At 60.1% G+C, this 18,923-nt stretch carries 16 protein-coding genes and 1 tRNA gene; 6 read left to right on the plus strand and 11 right to left on the minus strand.

The window, feature by feature from the left end; translation table 11 throughout:
• Positions 1 to 3: 3 nt before the first annotated feature.
• The 4 genes from I2D57_RS03780 (at position 4) to pknB (ending at position 7,200) form a co-directional block, all read left to right on the plus strand.
• Positions 4 to 420 (plus strand): FHA domain-containing protein, encoded by a 417-nt coding sequence (locus I2D57_RS03780; RefSeq protein WP_006235180.1) that lies wholly within the window; start codon positions 4 to 6, stop codon positions 418 to 420.
• Positions 417 to 2,216: a Stp1/IreP family PP2C-type Ser/Thr phosphatase gene (locus I2D57_RS03785; RefSeq protein ID WP_195361534.1), complete on the plus strand. Its 1,800-nt coding sequence runs from the start codon at positions 417 to 419 to the stop codon at positions 2,214 to 2,216. Before I2D57_RS03780 ends, I2D57_RS03785 begins: the two co-directional genes overlap by 4 nt.
• Before the next feature lie 16 nt (positions 2,217 to 2,232).
• Entirely contained in the window at positions 2,233 to 5,103 is a 2,871-nt protein-coding gene (locus tag I2D57_RS03790) for an FtsW/RodA/SpoVE family cell cycle protein (RefSeq protein WP_195361535.1), read from the plus strand.
• A gap of 132 nt (positions 5,104 to 5,235) precedes the next feature.
• A complete protein-coding gene (gene pknB, locus I2D57_RS03795) occupies positions 5,236 to 7,200 on the plus strand; it encodes a Stk1 family PASTA domain-containing Ser/Thr kinase (protein ID WP_195361536.1) in 1,965 nt (654 codons plus the stop codon).
• A gap of 177 nt (positions 7,201 to 7,377) precedes the next feature.
• Here pknB and I2D57_RS03800 read toward each other — a convergent pair whose 3' ends face one another.
• On the minus strand, positions 7,378 to 7,575 hold the full coding sequence (locus tag I2D57_RS03800; RefSeq protein ID WP_195361556.1) for a hypothetical protein: 198 nt from the start codon (positions 7,573 to 7,575) through the stop codon (positions 7,378 to 7,380).
• Between the two features lie 52 nt (positions 7,576 to 7,627).
• On the opposite strand from I2D57_RS03800, the gene I2D57_RS03805 reads away from it, so the two are divergent.
• On the plus strand, positions 7,628 to 8,638 hold the full coding sequence (locus I2D57_RS03805) for a LacI family DNA-binding transcriptional regulator (protein WP_195361537.1): 1,011 nt from the start codon (positions 7,628 to 7,630) through the stop codon (positions 8,636 to 8,638).
• 99 nt (positions 8,639 to 8,737) lie between these two features.
• On the opposite strand, the gene rpiB is transcribed toward I2D57_RS03805, so the two are convergent.
• From rpiB to I2D57_RS03830, 5 genes are all read right to left on the minus strand, one after another.
• Positions 8,738 to 9,214, minus strand: coding sequence for a ribose 5-phosphate isomerase B (gene rpiB / locus I2D57_RS03810; protein ID WP_195361538.1), 477 nt, complete (start codon positions 9,212 to 9,214; stop codon positions 8,738 to 8,740).
• Positions 9,215 to 9,286: 72 nt separating this feature from the next.
• Complete coding sequence (locus I2D57_RS03815; protein ID WP_195361539.1) at positions 9,287 to 9,940, minus strand: ribulose-phosphate 3-epimerase; 654 nt, start codon at positions 9,938 to 9,940, stop codon at positions 9,287 to 9,289.
• 265 nt (positions 9,941 to 10,205) lie between these two features.
• The gene (locus I2D57_RS03820) at positions 10,206 to 10,991 is read right to left on the minus strand and encodes a DeoR/GlpR family DNA-binding transcription regulator (RefSeq protein WP_229055615.1); all 786 of its coding nucleotides are present in this window, start codon (positions 10,989 to 10,991) and stop codon (positions 10,206 to 10,208) included.
• 183 nt (positions 10,992 to 11,174) lie between these two features.
• Entirely contained in the window at positions 11,175 to 12,551 is a 1,377-nt protein-coding gene (locus I2D57_RS03825; protein ID WP_195361541.1) for a PTS transporter subunit EIIC, read from the minus strand.
• Positions 12,552 to 12,554: 3 nt separating this feature from the next.
• Entirely contained in the window at positions 12,555 to 13,493 is a 939-nt protein-coding gene (locus tag I2D57_RS03830) for a sugar phosphate isomerase/epimerase family protein (RefSeq protein WP_195361542.1), read from the minus strand.
• A gap of 824 nt (positions 13,494 to 14,317) precedes the next feature.
• Between I2D57_RS03830 and I2D57_RS10045 the strand changes: the two genes are divergently transcribed.
• Positions 14,318 to 14,578 carry a hypothetical protein gene (locus I2D57_RS10045; protein WP_324249196.1) on the plus strand — a complete coding sequence of 87 codons (261 nt, stop codon included), beginning with the start codon at positions 14,318 to 14,320 and terminating at the stop codon, positions 14,576 to 14,578.
• On the opposite strand, the gene I2D57_RS03835 is transcribed toward I2D57_RS10045, so the two are convergent.
• The 5 genes from I2D57_RS03835 to I2D57_RS03855 form a co-directional block, all read right to left on the minus strand.
• Entirely contained in the window at positions 14,483 to 15,697 is a 1,215-nt protein-coding gene (locus I2D57_RS03835) for a type II restriction endonuclease (protein WP_195361543.1), read from the minus strand. The genes I2D57_RS10045 and I2D57_RS03835 overlap by 96 nt on opposite strands.
• 1 nt (position 15,698) lies before the next feature.
• On the minus strand, positions 15,699 to 16,847 hold the full coding sequence (gene dcm / locus I2D57_RS03840) for a DNA (cytosine-5-)-methyltransferase (RefSeq protein WP_117763364.1): 1,149 nt from the start codon (positions 16,845 to 16,847) through the stop codon (positions 15,699 to 15,701).
• Positions 16,848 to 17,104: 257 nt separating this feature from the next.
• Positions 17,105 to 17,180 (minus strand) — tRNA-Arg (locus I2D57_RS03845).
• Positions 17,181 to 17,469: 289 nt separating this feature from the next.
• A complete protein-coding gene (locus I2D57_RS03850) occupies positions 17,470 to 17,868 on the minus strand; it encodes a DUF956 family protein (RefSeq protein ID WP_195361544.1) in 399 nt (132 codons plus the stop codon).
• Between the two features lie 120 nt (positions 17,869 to 17,988).
• A complete protein-coding gene (locus I2D57_RS03855) occupies positions 17,989 to 18,909 on the minus strand; it encodes a PTS system mannose/fructose/sorbose family transporter subunit IID (protein WP_055310058.1) in 921 nt (306 codons plus the stop codon).
• Positions 18,910 to 18,923 lie beyond the last annotated feature (14 nt).

The following is an 18,923-nucleotide window of genomic DNA, read 5'->3' on the forward strand; positions in this document are numbered from 1 at the left end:
CTTATGAACATCGATATCGTCCTTTTTGCAGGCCGCATCGTCCTGGTCGCCCTGCTCTATATCTTCCTGTTCGCCGTCATGAAGACCGGCGTGGGACTTGTGCGCGGGCAGCGCCGCGACTCGGCTATCTGGACGATTGATGTGGACAAGGGTCCGCGCGGTATCCGCGGCATCCACGTAGACATGCTCGGCCCCGTCATCGTCGGTCGCTCGCCATCTTCGGACATCTGCATCAACGAACCGTTCGTCTCGGCCTCGCATGCGCGCTTTTCGCTGCAGGGCCCGGCGCTCATCATCGAGGACCTCAACTCGCTTAACGGCACGCTCGTCAACGGCCGCCAGCTCGTGGAGCCCGCGACGCTGCGTGAGGGCGACGAAGTCCAGATTGGCGACGTGGTCATGAAGGTGAACCGTCGATGATCGACGAGGAGAACAAGTCCGCAACTATGACCGAGGCACCGGCTGCCGCCGTAGCTGCACCGGCCCACGCCGCTCCGGCGGACTCCACACCCGTGGAGCCCGAGGACACCGTGTTCTCCCTGCCTCTTTCGCATGTAACGCATGATATTTCGGATCTCGCCGATAACGAGGGCGAAGAGGATGCCGCAGCAGCGCCCATCGGCGCACATGCTGCGGAACAGCCCACAGCGCCCGAAGCAACCCCGGCGCCGGCTCACTTTGCAGAGCCCGTCGCCGCGGCAATCAACGAGAGCGCTGCGGTGTTTGCGGCACCCGAGCCCGCCGCGCCGGCGTTTCCCATGGCCCCGGCGTCCGAGGTTGCGCCCGCGTCTACGCCGGCGCCCGAGCCTATAGACGTCAGCCCGCAAGACGACGAGTCGACCGCCCGCGTTTCCGAGGAGCCCGACTCCCCGGACACCGGAGATTCCGAATCAAACGCCGAGACCGACACCGTCTCTCCCGGTGACACAGCAGAGATCGACGTTGCCGCCGTTGAGGCCAAGCTCAAAGACCCCGGCTCGACCATGAGCTTTGAGCCCCTGACCGAGGAGCGCATCGAGACCGACTCGACCTATGATGCCGGCACCACCACGCAACTCATGTGGGGCGCCCGCTCCGACGTTGGCTGTGTGCGCCCGCACAATGAGGATTCCTACCTGGTGCAGTCGCCGCTCTTTTGCGTATGCGACGGCATGGGTGGTCACGCTGCCGGCGAGGTAGCCTCTTCCATCGCCGTCGAGACTATTGCCAAGACGGCCCCACAGTCCGCCGACGCAGCACGCCTGGCCGCAGCCGTCGAGGCAGCCAACGCCGCCGTAATCGAGGCGGCCCTGAACGGCCTGGGCAAGCCTGGCATGGGCTGCACAGCCACTTGCGCCTATATCGAAAACGACACGCTCGCCATCGCCCACGTAGGCGACTCGCGCGCCTACCTGCTCCACGAGGGCACGCTCATCCGCGTGACCCGCGACCACTCCTATGTGGAAGAACTCGTGGACGCCGGCGAGATTACGGCAGACGAGGCTCGCGTCCACCCCAACCGTTCGGTCATCACCCGTGCGCTGGGCTCGGACCCCGCCATGTATGCCGACCACTTCACTCTGCATATCGAGGAAGGCGACCGTCTGATCCTGTGCTCTGACGGCCTTTCGAGCATGATTCCCGATAGCGATATCGAGAACATCACCACGCAGTCCTCAACCGCGCAAATCTGCGTCGACAACCTAGTGGACGCGGCGCTTGCCGCCGGCGGCCACGACAACGTGACCGTAGTAGTCGTTGACCTGGTTGACGATGGCGTCATGCGCGAGGCGCAACGCGTGCGTCGCCGCAACGTTACTATCGCCGCCATCCTGGCCCTCGTCTTTGTGCTGGCAGCTGGCATCTGGGCCTACACGGGTGTCACCGGCTCGTACTACCTGGGTACCTACCAGGGCAATGTCGCCGTCTGGCGCGGCCTGCCCGGCAAGCCACTCGGACTCAAGCTCCACTGGCTCGAAAGCGAAACCAGCATCAAGCTGTCCGACCTGCCCGAAGACACGCAAAACCGCCTCAAGGCGGGCATTCCGCAAACAAGTGTCGACGATGCGCAGGACACGATATCCAAGTACCGCCACCAGATCGACGAGGAGCAGACCCGCCAGGTGATCGACGCGCAAACGATTCGCGACAACACCAATCAGGGATCGACCTCCGAATCAGATTCCGAGAAAACCGCCGAACAGTCCGCCGAGGCCGAAGCCTCCGATAAGAATTAGAAAGGGAGTGCCGCTTATGAGTCGCCGCAACACCGAGCTGCTCTTGCTCATCGCCTCGGCGTTCCCCGTCATCCTGCTGTATGCGATGTACGTCCTCACCGCGGGCGCTGCCATCTCCTTTGAGACGCTCGCTGTACCGATCGGCCTCTTTGCCGCCTTTGCCGCGGCCCACATTGCCGTGCGCATCTTGGCACCCGGTGCCGACCCCGCCATCCTGCCCATCGTATTTATACTTTCGGGCATCGGCATCACGTTCGTGACGCGTCTCGCCCCCGCTCTCGCCATCTCACAGCTCATCATCCTGTTTGTCTCGGTGGCGCTCATGGTGGGAACGCTTGCACTAGTCAAAAACCTCGACGTGGTCATGCGCTACAAGTACACCTTTGGCATCATCGGCATCATCCTGCTGATGCTGCCTATCTTTATCGGCACCACGATCTCGGGCTCCAAACTGTGGATTCGCATCGCGGGCTTTACCATCCAGCCCGGCGAGTTCGCCAAGGTCTTTATCGTCCTGTTCCTGGCCGGGTACCTGGCCGAGAACCGCGAGCTGCTCTCCATCTCCAACCGCAAGATCTTGGGCTTTAAGATCCCTCGCCTGCGACTGCTGCTGCCGTTGTTTGCCGTGTGGGGTGTGTGCCTGCTCGTCGTCGTCTTCGAACGCGACCTGGGTTCGGCCGTGCTGTTCTACACCATCTTCTTGCTGATGCTCTACGTTGCCACGGGGCGCTTTTCGTATGTCGTTATCGGCCTTGCGCTCTTAGCCGTTGGAGCCGTGGGCGCCTACAAGTTCCTGTCGCACGTTCAGGTGCGTTTCCAGGTTTGGGTCGATCCGTTTAAGGACGCCCAGGGCCAGGGCTACCAGATCGTCCAGTCGCTCTTCTCGCTTGCCGATGGCGGTCTGGTCGGTGTTGGCATCGGCAACGGCATGGCCAACAACATCCCTGTCGTCGAGTCCGACTTTATCTTCTCGGCTATCGGCGAGGAGATGGGCCTTTTGGGCGGCGGCGCCGTGCTCATCCTGTTTATGCTCTTTGCCGTGCGTGGCCTCACCACGGCTGCCCGCGCTAAATCCGACCTCGCCGCCTTTAGCGCCACGGGCCTTACGGCCGCCATCAGCTTCCAGGCCTTCTTGATCGTTGGCGGCGTAACCCGCCTGATCCCGCTGACCGGCGTCACCCTGCCCTTTATGAGCCAAGGCGGCTCCTCGCTGCTGGCGAGCTTTATCATCGTCGCGCTCCTGCTGCGCGCCGGTGACGAGGCGACCGGACGCGAGGCCGAGCTTACCGGCACCGGCACCATGGCCGCCATCACCGATGATCAGGTCGCATCTGCCGCCGCCCCGACGGGCACGCGCTTTGCCACCTCGTCTTCCTACGGCAGCGGCAGCCATTCCGTCGGCTCGCGTATGCGCCGTCGCCTGCTCGACACGCCTGAATCCGGTGTGCTCGGCCGCGTTGCGCTCGCCAACCGTCTAACCCGTGCGGTGCTCGCCTTTACGGCGCTGTTCGCCATCCTTATCGGCAACCTCACCTATGTCCAGGTCATCAAGGCCAAGGACTATCAGGACATGCCGACCAACAACCACACCATCGCCCGCTCCAAGTACATCCAGCGCGGTTCCATCATCACGTCCGACGGCGTGACGCTGGCCGAGTCGCTGCAGCAGGAGGACGGCACCTACGTACGCTCCTACCCCAACGGCAACCTGGCAGCGCACGTGGTTGGCTACGTGAGCCAGCAGTATGGCACCACCGCCATCGAGAGCGTCATGAACGATACGCTCACCGGTTCTAAGGACTACTCCAGCTGGAACAACGCCATCGCGTCGCTCGCGGGCCAGACCCAGCCGGGCAACACCGCCAAGCTCACCATCGACTCGCGCATCCAGACGGCTGCTGAGCAGGCGCTCAAGGGCTTTAAGGGCGCTGTAGTGGTCATCGACCCGCGTACCGGCGCGGTGCTCGCATGTGCCAGCTCGCCCACCTACGACAATACCAACATCGATGCCCTGCTGCAGACGGGCGGCGGCGAGGACGGCTCCATGTACAATCGCGCCATGGACGCGCTGTACACGCCGGGCTCAACGTTTAAGGTCGTTACGCTTTCCGCGGCACTCGAGACCGGTACCGCCAGCCTTACCAGCACCTACCAGGCGCCCGGCTCCATGGACATCGGCAACGCACCGGTCACCAACTATGCCAACGAGAGCTACGGCACCATCAGCCTGCAGCAGGCCTTTGCCGTGTCCTCCAACGTCGTCTTTGGCCAGGTGGCAAACGAAGTTGGCGCAAACACGCTCGTGCAGTTTGCCAACGCCTTTGGCTACGGCCAAAAGCTCGGCCAGGACCTGACCTCCGCGGCCTCCATCATGGCCGACCCGTCGCTCATGACCGAATGGGAGACTGCCTGGGCCGGCGCCGGCCAGCCTGTCGGCATGGACCATACGCCCGGCCCGCAGACCACCGTCATGCAAAACGCCGTGATTGCCGCCGCCATCGCTAACAGCGGCGTGGTCATGGACCCGTACTTTGTAGCCCAGGTACTCGCCCCGGACGGAACCGTGGTCAAGACCACGCAGTCCCGCTCGCTTGGTCAGGCCGTCAGCTCCGCCACGGCCGACCAGGTCAAGCAGGCCATGCTTGCCGTCGTCCAGTCCGGCACCGGCACCGATGCCCAAATCCCCGGCGTCAAGGTCGCCGGCAAGACCGGCTCGGCCGAGACTGGCGGCACCAACGTCAACTCGATGTTCGTTGGCTTTGCACCTTACGATTCACCCACAGTCGCCATCTCGGTGGCCTTAGAGGATTACGACAAGCATGACGTCGAGGCCGCCAAGATTGCCGGTATCGTCCTGACCGCGGCGCTTGCCGCACAGGGAGCGTGATGCCCATGATCGAATCGGACACCCGAGGCGCGCCGCGGCCGAAGAGTTAGCGGCAACGCGCCACACGGCCCCAGCGGCCACATCGTAGGTACTACACACATCGTTGAGCGAATAGTTATGTTAGGAGCAGGAATGGAACAGAGGGTCCTCGGGGGAAGATACCTCCTCAAGGATAAGGTGGGAACAGGCGGCATGGCGACCGTCTACCGCGCACAGGACCAGGTCCTCGACCGCACGGTAGCCGTCAAGATCATGCTGCCGCAGTATGCTGGCGACGCAACCTTCGCCGCACGCTTTAAGCAGGAGGCCCAGGCAGCAGCCGGTCTCTCCTCCCCTTATATCGTGGGCGTCTACGATTGGGGCAAGGACGGCGACACCTATTACATCGTCATGGAGTACCTGCGCGGTACCGACCTTAAGAGCGGCATCAAGAGCCACGGCGCCCTCGACCCCAAGAAGGTCGCCCAGATCGGCTCGCAGATCAGCTCCGCGCTTTCGGTCGCCCACAAGCACGAGATCATCCACCGCGACATTAAGCCGCAGAACATCATGGTGCTGCCCGACGGCAACATCAAGGTGATGGACTTTGGCATCGCGCGCGCCAAGAACAGCCACCTCACGCAAGACAACAACGTGCTGGGAACCGCCCACTACGTCAGCCCCGAGCAGACCCGTGGTCAGGACCTCGGCCCCACCTCGGATATCTACTCGCTGGGCGTCGTGATGTACGAGTGCGCCACCGGCCGCGTGCCCTTTGACGGTGACGACGCTATCTCGGTCGCACTCAAGCAGGTCAACGAGCTGCCTATTCCGCCGAGCCAGATCAACTCCGGTGTCGACGCCGACCTTGAGCGCATCATCCTCAAGTGCATGGAGAAGGACCCGGCAAACCGCTTCCAGACCGCCGACGAGCTGCGTCAGGTGCTCAACAGCTACCTGTCGGGCCGTGCCGTCAACGTCTCGGAGCCCACGCGCATCATCGGTGCCCCCGGCGAGCTGGGCGCCACCAAGACTCGCGAGCTTTCCGATCAGACGCGCGCCATGGTGCGTCCCGTCTCGGGCGTGAGCGGGCAGAATACCACCCGTAGCTCGGTTTCGGGCTCCACCGGCTCCTACGAGGTCGAAGAGCCCAAATCCAACAAAAACAAGATCATCGCCGCCGTGGTGGCAGCGGTTGCCGTCATCGGCATCGTGGTGGCCTTTGCCACAGGACTCTTTGGCGGCGAGCAGGTCACCGTGCCCGATGTGCTGGGCAAGGACCAGCAGACTGCCGTCGAGCTGATCAAGGAAGCCGGCCTCGAGGTCGGCACCATCGACCAAAGCTACAACGACGATGTCGACGAGGGCAAGGTCGCCGAGCAGACGCCCAACGGCAACACCAAGAAGGCCAAGGGCACCAAGGTGAACCTGGTAATCTCCAAGGGTCCCAAGCCCTCCGAGAAGGTTGAGGTTCCCCAGCTTCTCGGCCTGACCAAGGACCAGGCCGAGGCCGCGCTGGCAAGCGTTGGCCTGAAGGGCAACGCCTCCGAGGAGGCCAACGAGGCCGATGAGGGCCAGGTCTTTGAGCAGGGCACCGAAGCCGGTAAGGAAGTCGCGAAGGGCACGACCATCTCGTACAAGGTCTCGAGCGGCCCGGATACCACGTCCGTCCCCGACCTGACCGACATGACCGAGGCCCAGGCGCGCAACGCCCTCGATATGGCAGGCTTTGGCGTCGACGTGAGCTACCAGGAGAACGACTCGGTTACCGAGGGCACCGTGATCAGCTGGAACCCCAGCGGTAAGCAGAAGCCCGGCGCCACGATTACCGTCGTCATTGCCAAGAAGTCCGGCAAGGCCACCGTCCCGGGCAACCTGTACGGCAAGAGCATTTCCGCTGCCGTTACCGCGCTCAACAACGCCGGTTTCTATAACATTGGCTTCTGTGACCAGAACGGCAATCCCGTGAGCGGTAACGAGGATGCCACCGTTACGGGCGTCTCCCCCACCGGCAAGCAGTCCACCGACAGCACGATTACGCTGACGGTCGCACTTTCTGGCTCGGGTTCGGGCTCTGGCTCGGGCACGGGTGACGATTCCGGTACGACGACTAACTAGTCGACAACCCATCACCTGCAGCGGCTATGGCCGCAAACATATTCGCTCAGAAGCGCCCGCTTGCTCCCCGGCAAGCGGGCGCTTTGTTTATCGACAGGCCAGGGCTCCATAGCAACACAAAGAGGCCCGCAAAAACAAGCCTCCCAGGTGACAACAGAATATGTAATGCAGTAATTACTAGCCGCAGAACTTCACCATGGTCTCGACCACGAGCTTCTCGGAGTTGAACTGCTGTATCATGATGCCCTGCTGGAACAGCGGGATGTTGGCGCGCGTGCGCTCCGGATCGGAGTGCTCGACGAACTCCTTCTTATCCAAGGTGCAGACCGAGCGCGACAAAACGACTTCGAAGCGACCCATTACGGCATCGCGCATGCGCTACAATCTCGGTTAATCTGTTAACCACCCGAAAGCAGCAGGAGGCCCCATGCCCACACCAGGCAAGCGCCCATCCATGCGCCAGATTGCCGTCGCGGCCGGCGTATCCGTCGCCACGGTCTCCCACGTCATCAACGGCAGCGGCCGTTTTTCCGAAGACACCCGCAAACGCGTGGAAGCCGCCCTAAAGGAATACGGCTACGTCACGAACATGGCGGCGAAGAGCCTCCGTATGGCCCAGTCCCGGACCATCGGCATGATCGTGCCGGACATCTCCAACGACTTCTTTTCCAAGATCGCCCTGCATGTGGAGCGCGAGCTGGCAACCGAGGACTACTCGGTCTTTGTTTGCAACAGCGCCAATGACCCCGCCCGCGAGCGTGACTACTTCCGCACGCTGGCAAGCAAGCAGGCCGACGGTATCATCTGTATCTCCGGCCTGCGCAGGCTCGACGGCGAGTTCGTCCCCCACGGAATCCCCGTGGTCTGCATCGACCGTGCGCCCGAAAACGACCTCGGTTTCCCACACGTGGGCTCCGACAACATCGGCGGTGGCTACATGGCGACCGAGCACCTCATCGAGCGCGGCTGCAAGGACATCCTGAGCATCTCGAGTTTTACCGCCAACTACCCCGGCAACGAGCGCCAGATGGGCTACGAGCGGGCGCTCGCCGCGCACGGAATGCCGCTACGCCGCGACTACCAGCTGTTTGTCTCGGGTAAGCAGCCGAGCATCATCGAGTCGGAAGAGCTCGTGACCGACTTCCTCTCCACGGGCTACCCCGTCGACGGCGTCTTCGCCCATAGCGACCACGCAGCCGTGGGCGCGCTGCGTGCGCTCGTTGCCGCCGGCAAGCGCGTACCCGAAGACGTCCGTCTCATCGGCTTCGACGATTCCGTTTACGCGCAGCTTCCGACGCCGCAAATCAGCACCATCCGCCGCTTCCCCGAGCGCCTCGCGCACGAGGGATGTCAGGCCCTGCTCGCCCTGCTGCGCGGCGAAGAGCCCGAGATGGAGACGCTTGTCCCCGTTAAGCTCGTGCAACGCGCGAGCAGCTAGACAGCGGGCAGCGAATAGCCGCGTTTTTCTCTCGCATGTGCTCTATCCCACGCGCGACATGCAAAAAGCCCGCCACCACACGGGTGACGGGCTTTTCCGCTACCAGCCGCGTGCTTCCTCCGCACGTACGAGCTGACGAGCCTCGATCTGGCGAATCATATCGATGCGTCGCTGGTGACGGCCGCCCTCGAACTCGCCGGTGAGCCAGGCGTCGACAATCATTTTGGCCAGCTCGATGCCTACCACACGAGCACCAAATGCGAGCATGTTGGTGTTGTTGTGCTCGCGCGACAGGCGAGCGGAATACGGCTCAGAGCAGGTGCAGCAACGGATACCGCGCACCTTGTTGGCGGCAAGCGAGATGCCCACACCCGTACCGCAGATAACGATACCGCGATCAACCTCGCCGGACATGACAGCGTCCGCCACGGCCTCACCCGCGATGGGATAGTCAAAGCGCTCGGTGCTGTCCGTACCGAAGTTCACGACTTCGTAGCCGTACTTCTCCTGGATATACGCCGTGATGGCTTCCTTGTACTCGACTGCGACGTGGTCGTTTCCAATACCGATCTTCACAAGAGACCCCTTTCCATAAGAACCATTCGCGCATGCCGCGCGCTCAATCCGTCCTAATTCGCCGTTCCGCTTCTAATACACCTCGCCGGCGCGCAAACGGCGCAGACACTCCTCGTAACCAGCGTCCTTGCCAAACAGCGCACTGGTGCCCAGGATAAATCCGTCCGCGCCAATGGCGGACAGGTCGCGCACGCGCTCGGGCGAGCAGGCGCCGTCGATCATGAGCTTGAAGCCAAAGCGCTCCTTCAGCGCGGCAAGGCGACGCACCTTGTCGTTCGTGAACTCGATAAAGCTCTGACCGGCAAAACCCGGATTCACCGTCATGACCATCACGTAATCGCAGAGGTTCAACATCTCCTCGATCTCGGAGATAGAGGTGTCGGGGTTCACGGCGATACCGGCGCTCTTGCCGAGGGACTTAATCGCGGCGAGTGTCTTGACCACGTAACGCTCGGACTCCGGATGGATATAGATGATGTCCGCGCCGGCGGAGGCGAAAAGTTCAACCTTGCTGGCAGGATTCTCGACCATAAGGTGCACGTCGACGAGCTTGTTGGTGGCAGCTCGCACGGCCTTGATGTCTTCGAGACCCATGGCGAAATTGGGAACGAAACTGCCGTCCATCACGTCGCAATGGAAGATGTCGATGCCGGCGGCGTCGAGATCCTCGACGGTCGCACGCAGATTGCCGTAGTCGGCGCACATGAGACTGGGGCAGAGCAGCATAGTGAACTCCTTATCTGCTCGGTGATTATCTACTCGGTGGTAATTAATCGTTTAACCTTTATCTACAGTCTGGCTGATTAATCGTTTAACCACGTTGTTAACCTGCAGGCTTTTCCAGATTCACAACGTTGCCATATTTGCCTATCTAGCTGGTATCATGCAGGAGCCCGCACCGCGAAACGCTGTCGTATTCCCTAGGAAGAAATCCCGCTACGCGGACAGCAGCAGCCAGGGGCCGCAATCCGCAGACCTGAGCCCGGACCCCCTACGCTCCAGGCGTGATCAGGCGCGCGCACTGGGCGATCTTCTCGTCATAGGACTCCGCGATAATCGACACACCATCGAACCCAAACGCACGAACATTCGAGAACTGATGGAACTTCGAGCTGTCGCACAGCACGTACGCCTTATTCGAATTCTCGCGCACGATGCGCTTCTTCGCCGCCTCAACGTAGGAGGGCGTCATGACGCCGCGGTCCTCGTCAATCGCGTTGGTCCCGATAAACGCCTTATCGAAGTACAGATCGCGCAGGATCGATTCGGTCATAGAACCGCAGAACGAGGAGTTCACATAGTTGAACTCGCCACCCACCACGATGAGCTGGGCGCGCGTCTCGCTCTTAATCAGGCACGCCGAGGCATCCGTCGTGTAAATTGTCACGTCGCGGTCGAGCAGCAGACGCAGCAGCGCCGTGCAGGTGGAACCCGAGTCCAAGTAGAGCGTGTCCCCGTCCTCAACAAAACGCAAGGCGACTTGGGCAATCTGTTCCTTCTCACTCCCGTGTAGGCCCGAACGCGTCGAGATACTCACCTCGTGGACAGCCGAGAGGAGCCTCACCGCGCCGCCCGAAAGATGCTCAACCTTGCCAAGCGCCTCCAGCTCCTTGAGGTCGCGACGTAGCGTCGAAATAGAGACGCCCGGCAGCTCCTCCTGCAGCTCGGAAATCCTCGCGAGGCCCGACTTCTGCAGGCACTCTACAATTCGCTCCTGGCGCTCATACGGAATCATATTGGGAACCTCTCCAAACCACTCTGCTTCACGCTCGTTCATTTCTTTTCGAAAAGTGTAACGCACAAGCAGAATAGCGGCCGCCACCTGTTGCGATGACGACCGCTTAATCGATTGACCTACCCTCTCGTTCACAATTTGAACGAGGTTGACACACCTCGCGTAAGCGCGACGCTCTTCAAGCGAAGAGAACGACCCTAGGAGAGGCGGCGCATCCGGGGGCTCTTAGGCGAGCTGATCCTCCTTGCCGGTGAAGGCGAAGGCAAGAACACCGGCCACGACGGCGGAAATGAGCATGCCGACCATAGCCCAAGCGAAGTTCATGGGGTCGGAACTCACGAAAGCCGGAAACGTAGTGACGGAACCGAAGGTGAAGGCAGTCGTGACGACCTTCATGATGCCGAGGAACGCACCGCCGACGGCACCACCGATGATCTGCGCAAGCCAGACCTTCTTGTTCTTCACGAGCATGCCGAACAGCGTGGGCTCGATGATGGCGGACAGGGCGATCGACACGACGCCGGTCATGGCAAAGCTCTTGAGCTTCTGGTCGCGGGCCTTGAGGAACACGCCGAAGGCGCAGCCGATAACGGCGAAGTTGCAGGCGAAGGTGAAGGGGCAGATGTAGTCGAAGCCGTTCTGGGCGATGTTGTTGATCATAATGGGGTTCACGGCCCAGTGGATACCCATGGACACCAGCACGGACCAGCCGCCGCCAACCAGCACGCCGGCAAGCAAGGAGCTGCGCTCGATCAGCCAGTTGACCACGAAGGCGATACCCTCGCCGGCGTAGACGCCCAGGGGACCGATGACGAGCATCGTGAGCGGAACCATAACGATCAGGGAGATGGCGGGCAGCACGACGAGCTTGAGCATCTCGGAGACGTGCTCATCGAGCCACTTGTACAGGAACGAGTAGACCCAGACGGACAGGATGGCGGGGATAACCGTGGAGTTGTAGCTCATGAGAACAACGGGGATGCCGAAGAAATCCGTCATGGCGCCGTTGCCCGCGTCGCCCATGAGGGCGATGAAGTCCGGGTAGAGCAGGCACGCGCCGAGCAGCGCCGACAGGTACGGGCTCGCGCCGAAGCGCTTACCGGCCGAGAAGCCGAGCAGCACGGGCAGGAAGTAGAACACGCTCATGGCCAGGGTGTACAGGATGGTGTAGGTACCCGTACCCTCGGCGATGATGCCGAGCTGGGCAGCCAGGATGACGAAGCCGCGCAGGATACCGAAGCCGGCCATGGCGGGCAGCAGCGGGGCAAAGATGCCGGAGATCGCAGAGAAGATCTGGCTGACGATGCTCTCGCCCTCGTCCTTGGTAGCAGCGGAGATCTCCACGCCCGAGCCCTTGACCAGCGGCTCAAACTTCTCGTACAGCTTCGGGACCTCAGTGCCGATGAGAACCTGATACTGACCAGCCTTGTTCAGCGTGTTCACAACGCCTTCGACTTCCTTGACCGCAGCGTCGTCACAAGCCGCGTCGTCCTTGAGATTGAGGCGCAGGCGCGTCGCGCAGTGCGTCATGCCCGAGATGTTCTCGGGACCACCGACGGCGTCCAGAATCCCCTGAGCCATCGCGTTCCAGTCGCGTTTCATTGGTTACCTCCCCATTGCGCAGAAGAGCTCGCGGACAAGCTCGGCTGCCTTAATCGCGTCGTTTGCATCGATAACGGATTGGATCTTCTCCATGCCTACGGCCTCGATGGCGTCGTTGAGCAGATGGATCATCTGGTCGTTCTGTGCAGCCTCGCCGGCAGCGGGCTCGATGACCGGGAACGTGTCGAAGTAGATCGCGCTGTCGTAACCGTGCTTCTTCACGTAGTAGAGGAACTCGAGGGTCTTCACCGGCGTGGACGTACCAATCATAAGGCCATCGTCGAAGCGACCGTTGCCGTCGTTTAGGTGAATGCCGTAGAGCTTGCCCTCGCGGCCGAATAGGTCGGCGGCCATGGCAGGGTTCTCGTGCTTCATGAGCATGTGGCAGTAGTCCAGCGTGACGCCCAGGTTCGGGCGGTCTGCAGCGTTGAGAATCATGCCGGTCATACCCATGGAGTCGATGAACGCGTACGCGCGCTCCTCGTAGGGTTTGTACTCAATCGAGATCTTGAGGTCGGGCGCGTAGTCGCAAACCTTCTGGAATGCGGCTACGAGCTGGTCGAAGACGCGAGCGTAGGCGATCTGGAAGCTGTAGTCAAAGCCGTCGTGGCCGAGCCAGATGGTCACCGTGTTGCCACCGGCAGTGCGGCAGTAGTCGCACGCCTCGTAGCAGAGCTCAAGGGCTTCCGCGGCAAGGGCATCATCGGCATTGCCCAGGTCACCGTTGAGGAAGGCGTTGCGGAAGCGCAGCGCGCAGCCGTTCAGCTGCAGGTCGTGAGCTGCGAGCTTGGCGGCCATGTCCTCAGCCGTGACACCTGTGCAGTGCTCGGGGTAGTTGAGGTCGACGTGCGTGAGGCCCACGCTCTGGAACTCCGCGAACACGCGATCAAGATTCTTGTCGCCATCGCGAAAATAGGAGTTGATACGAGTTGCAAGCTTCATGCTTCTACGTCCTTTACCTTCGTCCTTGATCGTTTCTGCCCGTTCGAGCACCTGATCTATATCCGTAATTCGATAAGGGCCGCCGCCTGCGCGCCGGGGCTTACCCTGTGACATGTAGATTACTGCCACATAAGTTCATTTTCAATCAGTATTTTTCACTCTTTTTCTCATTGTGTCAGAGTTTTTCACCGTATAAAGCCATCTACCTTGTGGTTTTGCTGTTAATCAAGTTTGACCATTCTTGAAATTACCTGATTTTTTCTGAATTAATTTGCCGTTTATCGGTAAAAATCGACCGCTCACGGCTGACGGCGACGCAAGATGGAAGATACTTGCATGAGGAAAAGCACTGAATTCCCAGCGCCGATTCGAATGACGCGATTGGTGACGCGAGCGTCGACGGCCCGAATCTGCCGTCGGCCCCCACTAACCAAAAACGGCGCCGCTCACGCGACGCCGTCATATTCCCTGGTGCCCCCGGGCGGATTCGAAAACTCCCCCCCCCGCGGGGAAATTGGTGACGCGGGTGTCGACGGCGCTGAGCGCTCCGTGTTTTGGTATGTGGATATGGCAGCCATCAACCTTTCTCGGCATGTGAAACTCTAGGCACATATGAGCATACCTGAGCGACGCAACACATGCGCTCCATCTATCCCAACAAGCTCCAGCGGTACCCGCACTTCCCATTTCGTGTATTGAATCAGGTAACCACACTTCCCATTTCGTGTATACAGCAGCTAGATTGGGCAATCATGTCAGTATTCAGACGTACGGCCTACAATAAACTCCTCGATTGGAAAGCGAGCAATGGATCCCGAGCCATCATGCTCGAGGGGGCCCGCCGCGTTGGAAAAAGCACCCTTGCCCAAGAGTTTGCGCAGTCCAAATACAAATCCCACCTCGTGATCGACGAATCTGTTGCGAGTGAAAAAAGAAGACCGGAGACTCAACTGGTCTCCGGCCTCATTTCTAAAAAACGTCTCGTGGTTCTACTCGTGCTGTCGGGCTTCTACCAGCCTGCAGAAGTCGTTGACGCTCATGAGCCATTCCCTTTGCGCGGGCGTGTAGGTTTCGAACAGCGATGAGGGCACAACGAGGCTGAGCCTGTCCTTAGCCATAGCTCGTGTGTAATCCTCACTTACGGCGGGCTCAAGTGTTACAAGATGCTTGTCCTCGATTCTGTCAGCCTCATCAAGCACCTGACGCCAACGCTCCTTGATGGTTGTCTTGGCACCGAGCATCGTCAGTCGAGCGACAGGGAACTTGGGGTCGTGGTAATCGTCAATAGAGGGAAAGATGAAATCCGGCTTTGATTTGCCCTCGGTGTATTTCTGCGCCGAGTAGCGTATGCCCCTAGCATCGAATAGCATCGAGAGTTGATTCTCGAACGCCGTCCCCGCACGGGACTTGCGGCGCTGGAAGGCCGACATAGTGGTGCGCAGCACGCCATCAACATCAAGCGCCGAGCCAAGGTATGGCGCGAGGTCGCGCTCCAAGAGATGCCGCTCGAAGACGCGGAACAGCATCTCTTCGCGTTCGTAACAAGCGACCAAGCAGCCATCCGGGTCGCCCGTCCAATCGAGCTTTCCAAGGGTGGAAGCTGAGTAGGCTGAGAAGTCTGCCCCTTTGGGGAAGGACTCGCCGAATTTCTCGATCATACCGTCGAGGAAGTTCTCCGCTGCGATCGGCATGCTAACTTCGATGCCGATGGACTCCAAAATCCTTGCGGCGATCGACGTGATGCGCGTATCCTCCCGAGCAGAGGGCGTAAAACCCTTCTCGCCAACCCCGTCGAGCGCGAAGAGCCAGCGAACTTGAGATTCCGCCGTACTCCCCGCTCGGGCAAATAGGATTACGACCTCCTTGGCTTCGTGTAGGGCCAAAACCATGAGGTCGCCCGGACGGGCCATGCCCATGGCAGCATTATCGTTGTAGTAGAGCCTATACTCAGTTCTAGTTGGATGCTTCCTGCGGGCGTCGTACCAAGTGGTATAACCATGGTCGAATATAGGGTCTGCACCATCATCGAGATATGCGAAGGTAGTTCGCATCCCCTTTATGTCATCGTCTCCGAAAAGCGCGCGCAAAGGCCCCACGCCGTTGAATTCGTGCTGGTGGCTTTTATTGGCCCCCATGATGTCAACGCCCGCGAGGGTTTTCGCGACAGCACCGTCAAAATACGCGCCAAGTACTCCATAGTCCATCCTAGAACACCTCCATCATCAACTTCGCGACCGAGCGCACGACCGGCACGGTCACGGAGTTGCCGAACTGCCTGTATGCCTGAGTATCCGACACCGGGATGATGAACTCATCGGGAAATCCTTGCAGGCGCGCGCATTCGCGGGGAGTGAGTTTACGAGGGTTTTTTCCTTCCTGCCCGACCAGAATCTCGCTGCCATCCTTGTGGTACCGGGCGGAAAGCGTCCTTGTCGTGTCCTCTGGGCCGACCATCGAGTATCCAAAGCCGTGGCCCGCCGCCTCATGCTTTTCGCGATAGGCGCGCAGATAGGCCCATAGCTTATCCGAAATGGTGTAGCGTTCGTTTGGTTGCTCTTCGAGGATTTCCCCTAGCGTATGTCCCGGTCCCGGCACCTCAAGGTCATCCCACGAGAAGGGAACTTCCTCCCTGAACCCCACGATGTAGATGCGCTCCCTGTGCTGGCACGTCCAGTTTTTTGAATCAAGCACTTTCCAGAAAATATGGTATCCAAGGTCCTCCTCAAGCGTCTGTCGTATGACCTTGAAGGTCTTCCCGCCGTCGTGACTCGTAAGGTTCTTAACGTTCTCAAGCAAGAAGGCCTTCGGGCGCTTGTCGCGTATGATGCGAGCGACCTCGAAAAAGAGGGTTCCCTGCGTTTTATCCTCAAAGCCGGTGGGTCTCCCCAAAGATTGCTTCTTCGAAACGCCTGCAAGGGAGAATGGCTGACAAGGAAAGCCTGCGAGCAGGACATCGAAGTCCGGTATATCGTTTGATGCGACCTGACGGATGTCGCCCGCCGGGGTCTCTCCATAGTTCATCCGGTAGGTTTTCTGGGCGAACTTATCCCACTCGCAAGAGAAGACGCACCTACCGCCAAGCTCCTGGAACGGCATTCGTATACCGCCGATGCCCGCGAAGAGATCGCAGAAGGTAAAAGGCGCGTCGCTGCGCTCCCCTTGGTCAAATGGAGCCCCCGCATCGAGCGATGCGATAAAGGCGCATTCAGCCGCCGTTGGACTAGTATCCCCAGACTCCCAGCGCCGAACGGTGCGTTCGCCAGACGAGCCCATACCAAGGGCGGCGGCGAACTCCTTTTGGGTGAGGCCGAGGTCAATTCTCTTTTGCGCTATATCAGCTGCATTTAGTTGCATGGGACGCCTATCTTGGTTGAAAAACGGTCAAACTGTCCTGTATTTACCACAGCGTTAGTCTATCACCCCGAGCGGACATGTCTTCCCCTTGCTTCAGTCCGCCTCTAAACCCCGTAGCATCAACTGGGCTTTAGGGCTTGGACACTCTACCGGAGGGCTCTAGACGCAATTGGTGACGCGGGTGTCGACGGCCCGAATCCGCCGGCGGCCCCCGCAAACCAGAAACGGCGCCGCTCCCGCGACGCCGTCATATTCCCTGGTGCCCCCGGGCGGATTCGAACCGTCGACACCCGCTTTAGGAGAGCGGTGCTCTATCCCCTGAGCTACGGAGGCATGTTGTACTAGTGTAGCAGATTTGCCCCTTGGCCATGTAGCGCATGGCCACTCATCAAGAAGGCTCTGCAGCGAATTATCGCCGTAGAGCCTTCTCAATAACGGAAAATTACCCAGAATAACGCAAAATAATGGGATGGGGTTTCCTCTAACCACATGTAAGGGAAATTCCATCCCGGTATTCGGCTAAAAAATGGGACAAGCTTTCCCAACTGGCGCTCAAAAGGAAAATGCATCCCGGAATGAGAACGAATTCCGGGATGCATTTTCCGCCATCTATCGCAGACGACTAGTCGCCTTTGTGAAAGAGGCTTTTGATGGCAGCAGGGATGCTCTTGGCGCCCTTGGTCGTTACGTCGATAAAGTCGGGCGAACGCACGAGTCTATCCTCGTCCACGTACTTGCGCACAGCGCGCAGCGTCTCTTTGTCGTCGCGCGTCGAAAACGTAAAGTGACCGTTGTCCTTGGTGAAGATGGCAAAACGCGTAATCTTCTTGGTGCCGCGCAAGACCTCGGCGGCAATATAGTCGACCTCGTCCCACGGGATTTGAATATAATCCTCGGGATTGCGCTCGTTATAGTACTCAAACGCCTTATTGCCCACCATCACGTTACCGTGGCTGGTAAGCCCCATCAGGCAGGTTGCCGGCGTTGCCAGATCGACCGTGCTGTTCTGAGATTGCGCCATACGCGCCTCGCCCTCCAATAAAAACAATCGGACCGCATCCAGTGTACCCACCGGGTGCGGTCCGTTTCAATGGCTCAAAAGCCCTTACCTAGCAACTCTCGGTCTTAAGCCGAAGCGTGCTTACATGAAGCCGCAGAAGCGACCGATGATGCCGACGGCGAAGAGAGCCAGGATGATGACGATCGGGCTGACCTTCTTCTTGAGGAGCTTGCAGACCAGCAGGGTCAGGCACACGGCGGCAAGGCCGGGGATGAGCTGATCGAGGTTGGCCTGAAGCGTGGTGACCTTCATCTGATCAAGGGCGGTAGCACCGACGGAGTTGTACATCGTCAGCGCTTCCTTGATACCCTCGGAACCGGAGGGCAGGCTAGCCCAGTCGATAAAGGCGCCAGCAGACTGCTTGACCGTGGAGACGATCGGGGTGAAGGAAATGGACACCCAGCGCTCGACCAGGGCGCCGATGATGAACATACCCAGGATGGAAGCGCCCTCGGTGACCTTGCCCATCAGACCACCGGAGAGGTCCTTGGCGATGGAGGAGCCGACCTTGTAGCCAAACTCCTGCGTGTACCACAGGAAAGCGTAACGGATGATGTTCCACGCGAAGAAGAACAGCAGCGGACCGACGATGCTGCCGGACATGGCCAGGGAAGCGCCCAGAGCGCCCAGAATCGGGCGAAGGGTGAACCAGAAGACGGGGTCACCGACGCCGGCGAGCGGGCCCATCATACCGACCTTGACGCCCTGGATGGCGACGTCGTCAATCGGGGCACCGTTGGCGCGCTCCTCCTCGAGAGCGAGGGTAACGCCAATGACGGGGGCGGAAACATAGGGGTGGGTGTTATAGAACTCCAGGTGGCGCTTAAGAGCGGCAATCTGGTCATCCTTGCTGGTGTAGAGCTTCTTGATCGCAGGGATCATTGCGAAGCACCAGCCGCCGTTCTGCATACGCTCGTAGTTCCACGAGCCCTGAAGGAACTGATGACGGAAGCAAACCTTCTTGCGGTCAGCCTTGGTGAGCTGAATCTTGTTCTCTGCCATATGTATCACTCCCC

The sequence above is a fragment of the Collinsella aerofaciens genome (genome assembly GCF_015553355.1).
GTDB classification, from domain to species: Bacteria; Actinomycetota; Coriobacteriia; order Coriobacteriales; family Coriobacteriaceae; genus Collinsella; species Collinsella aerofaciens_V.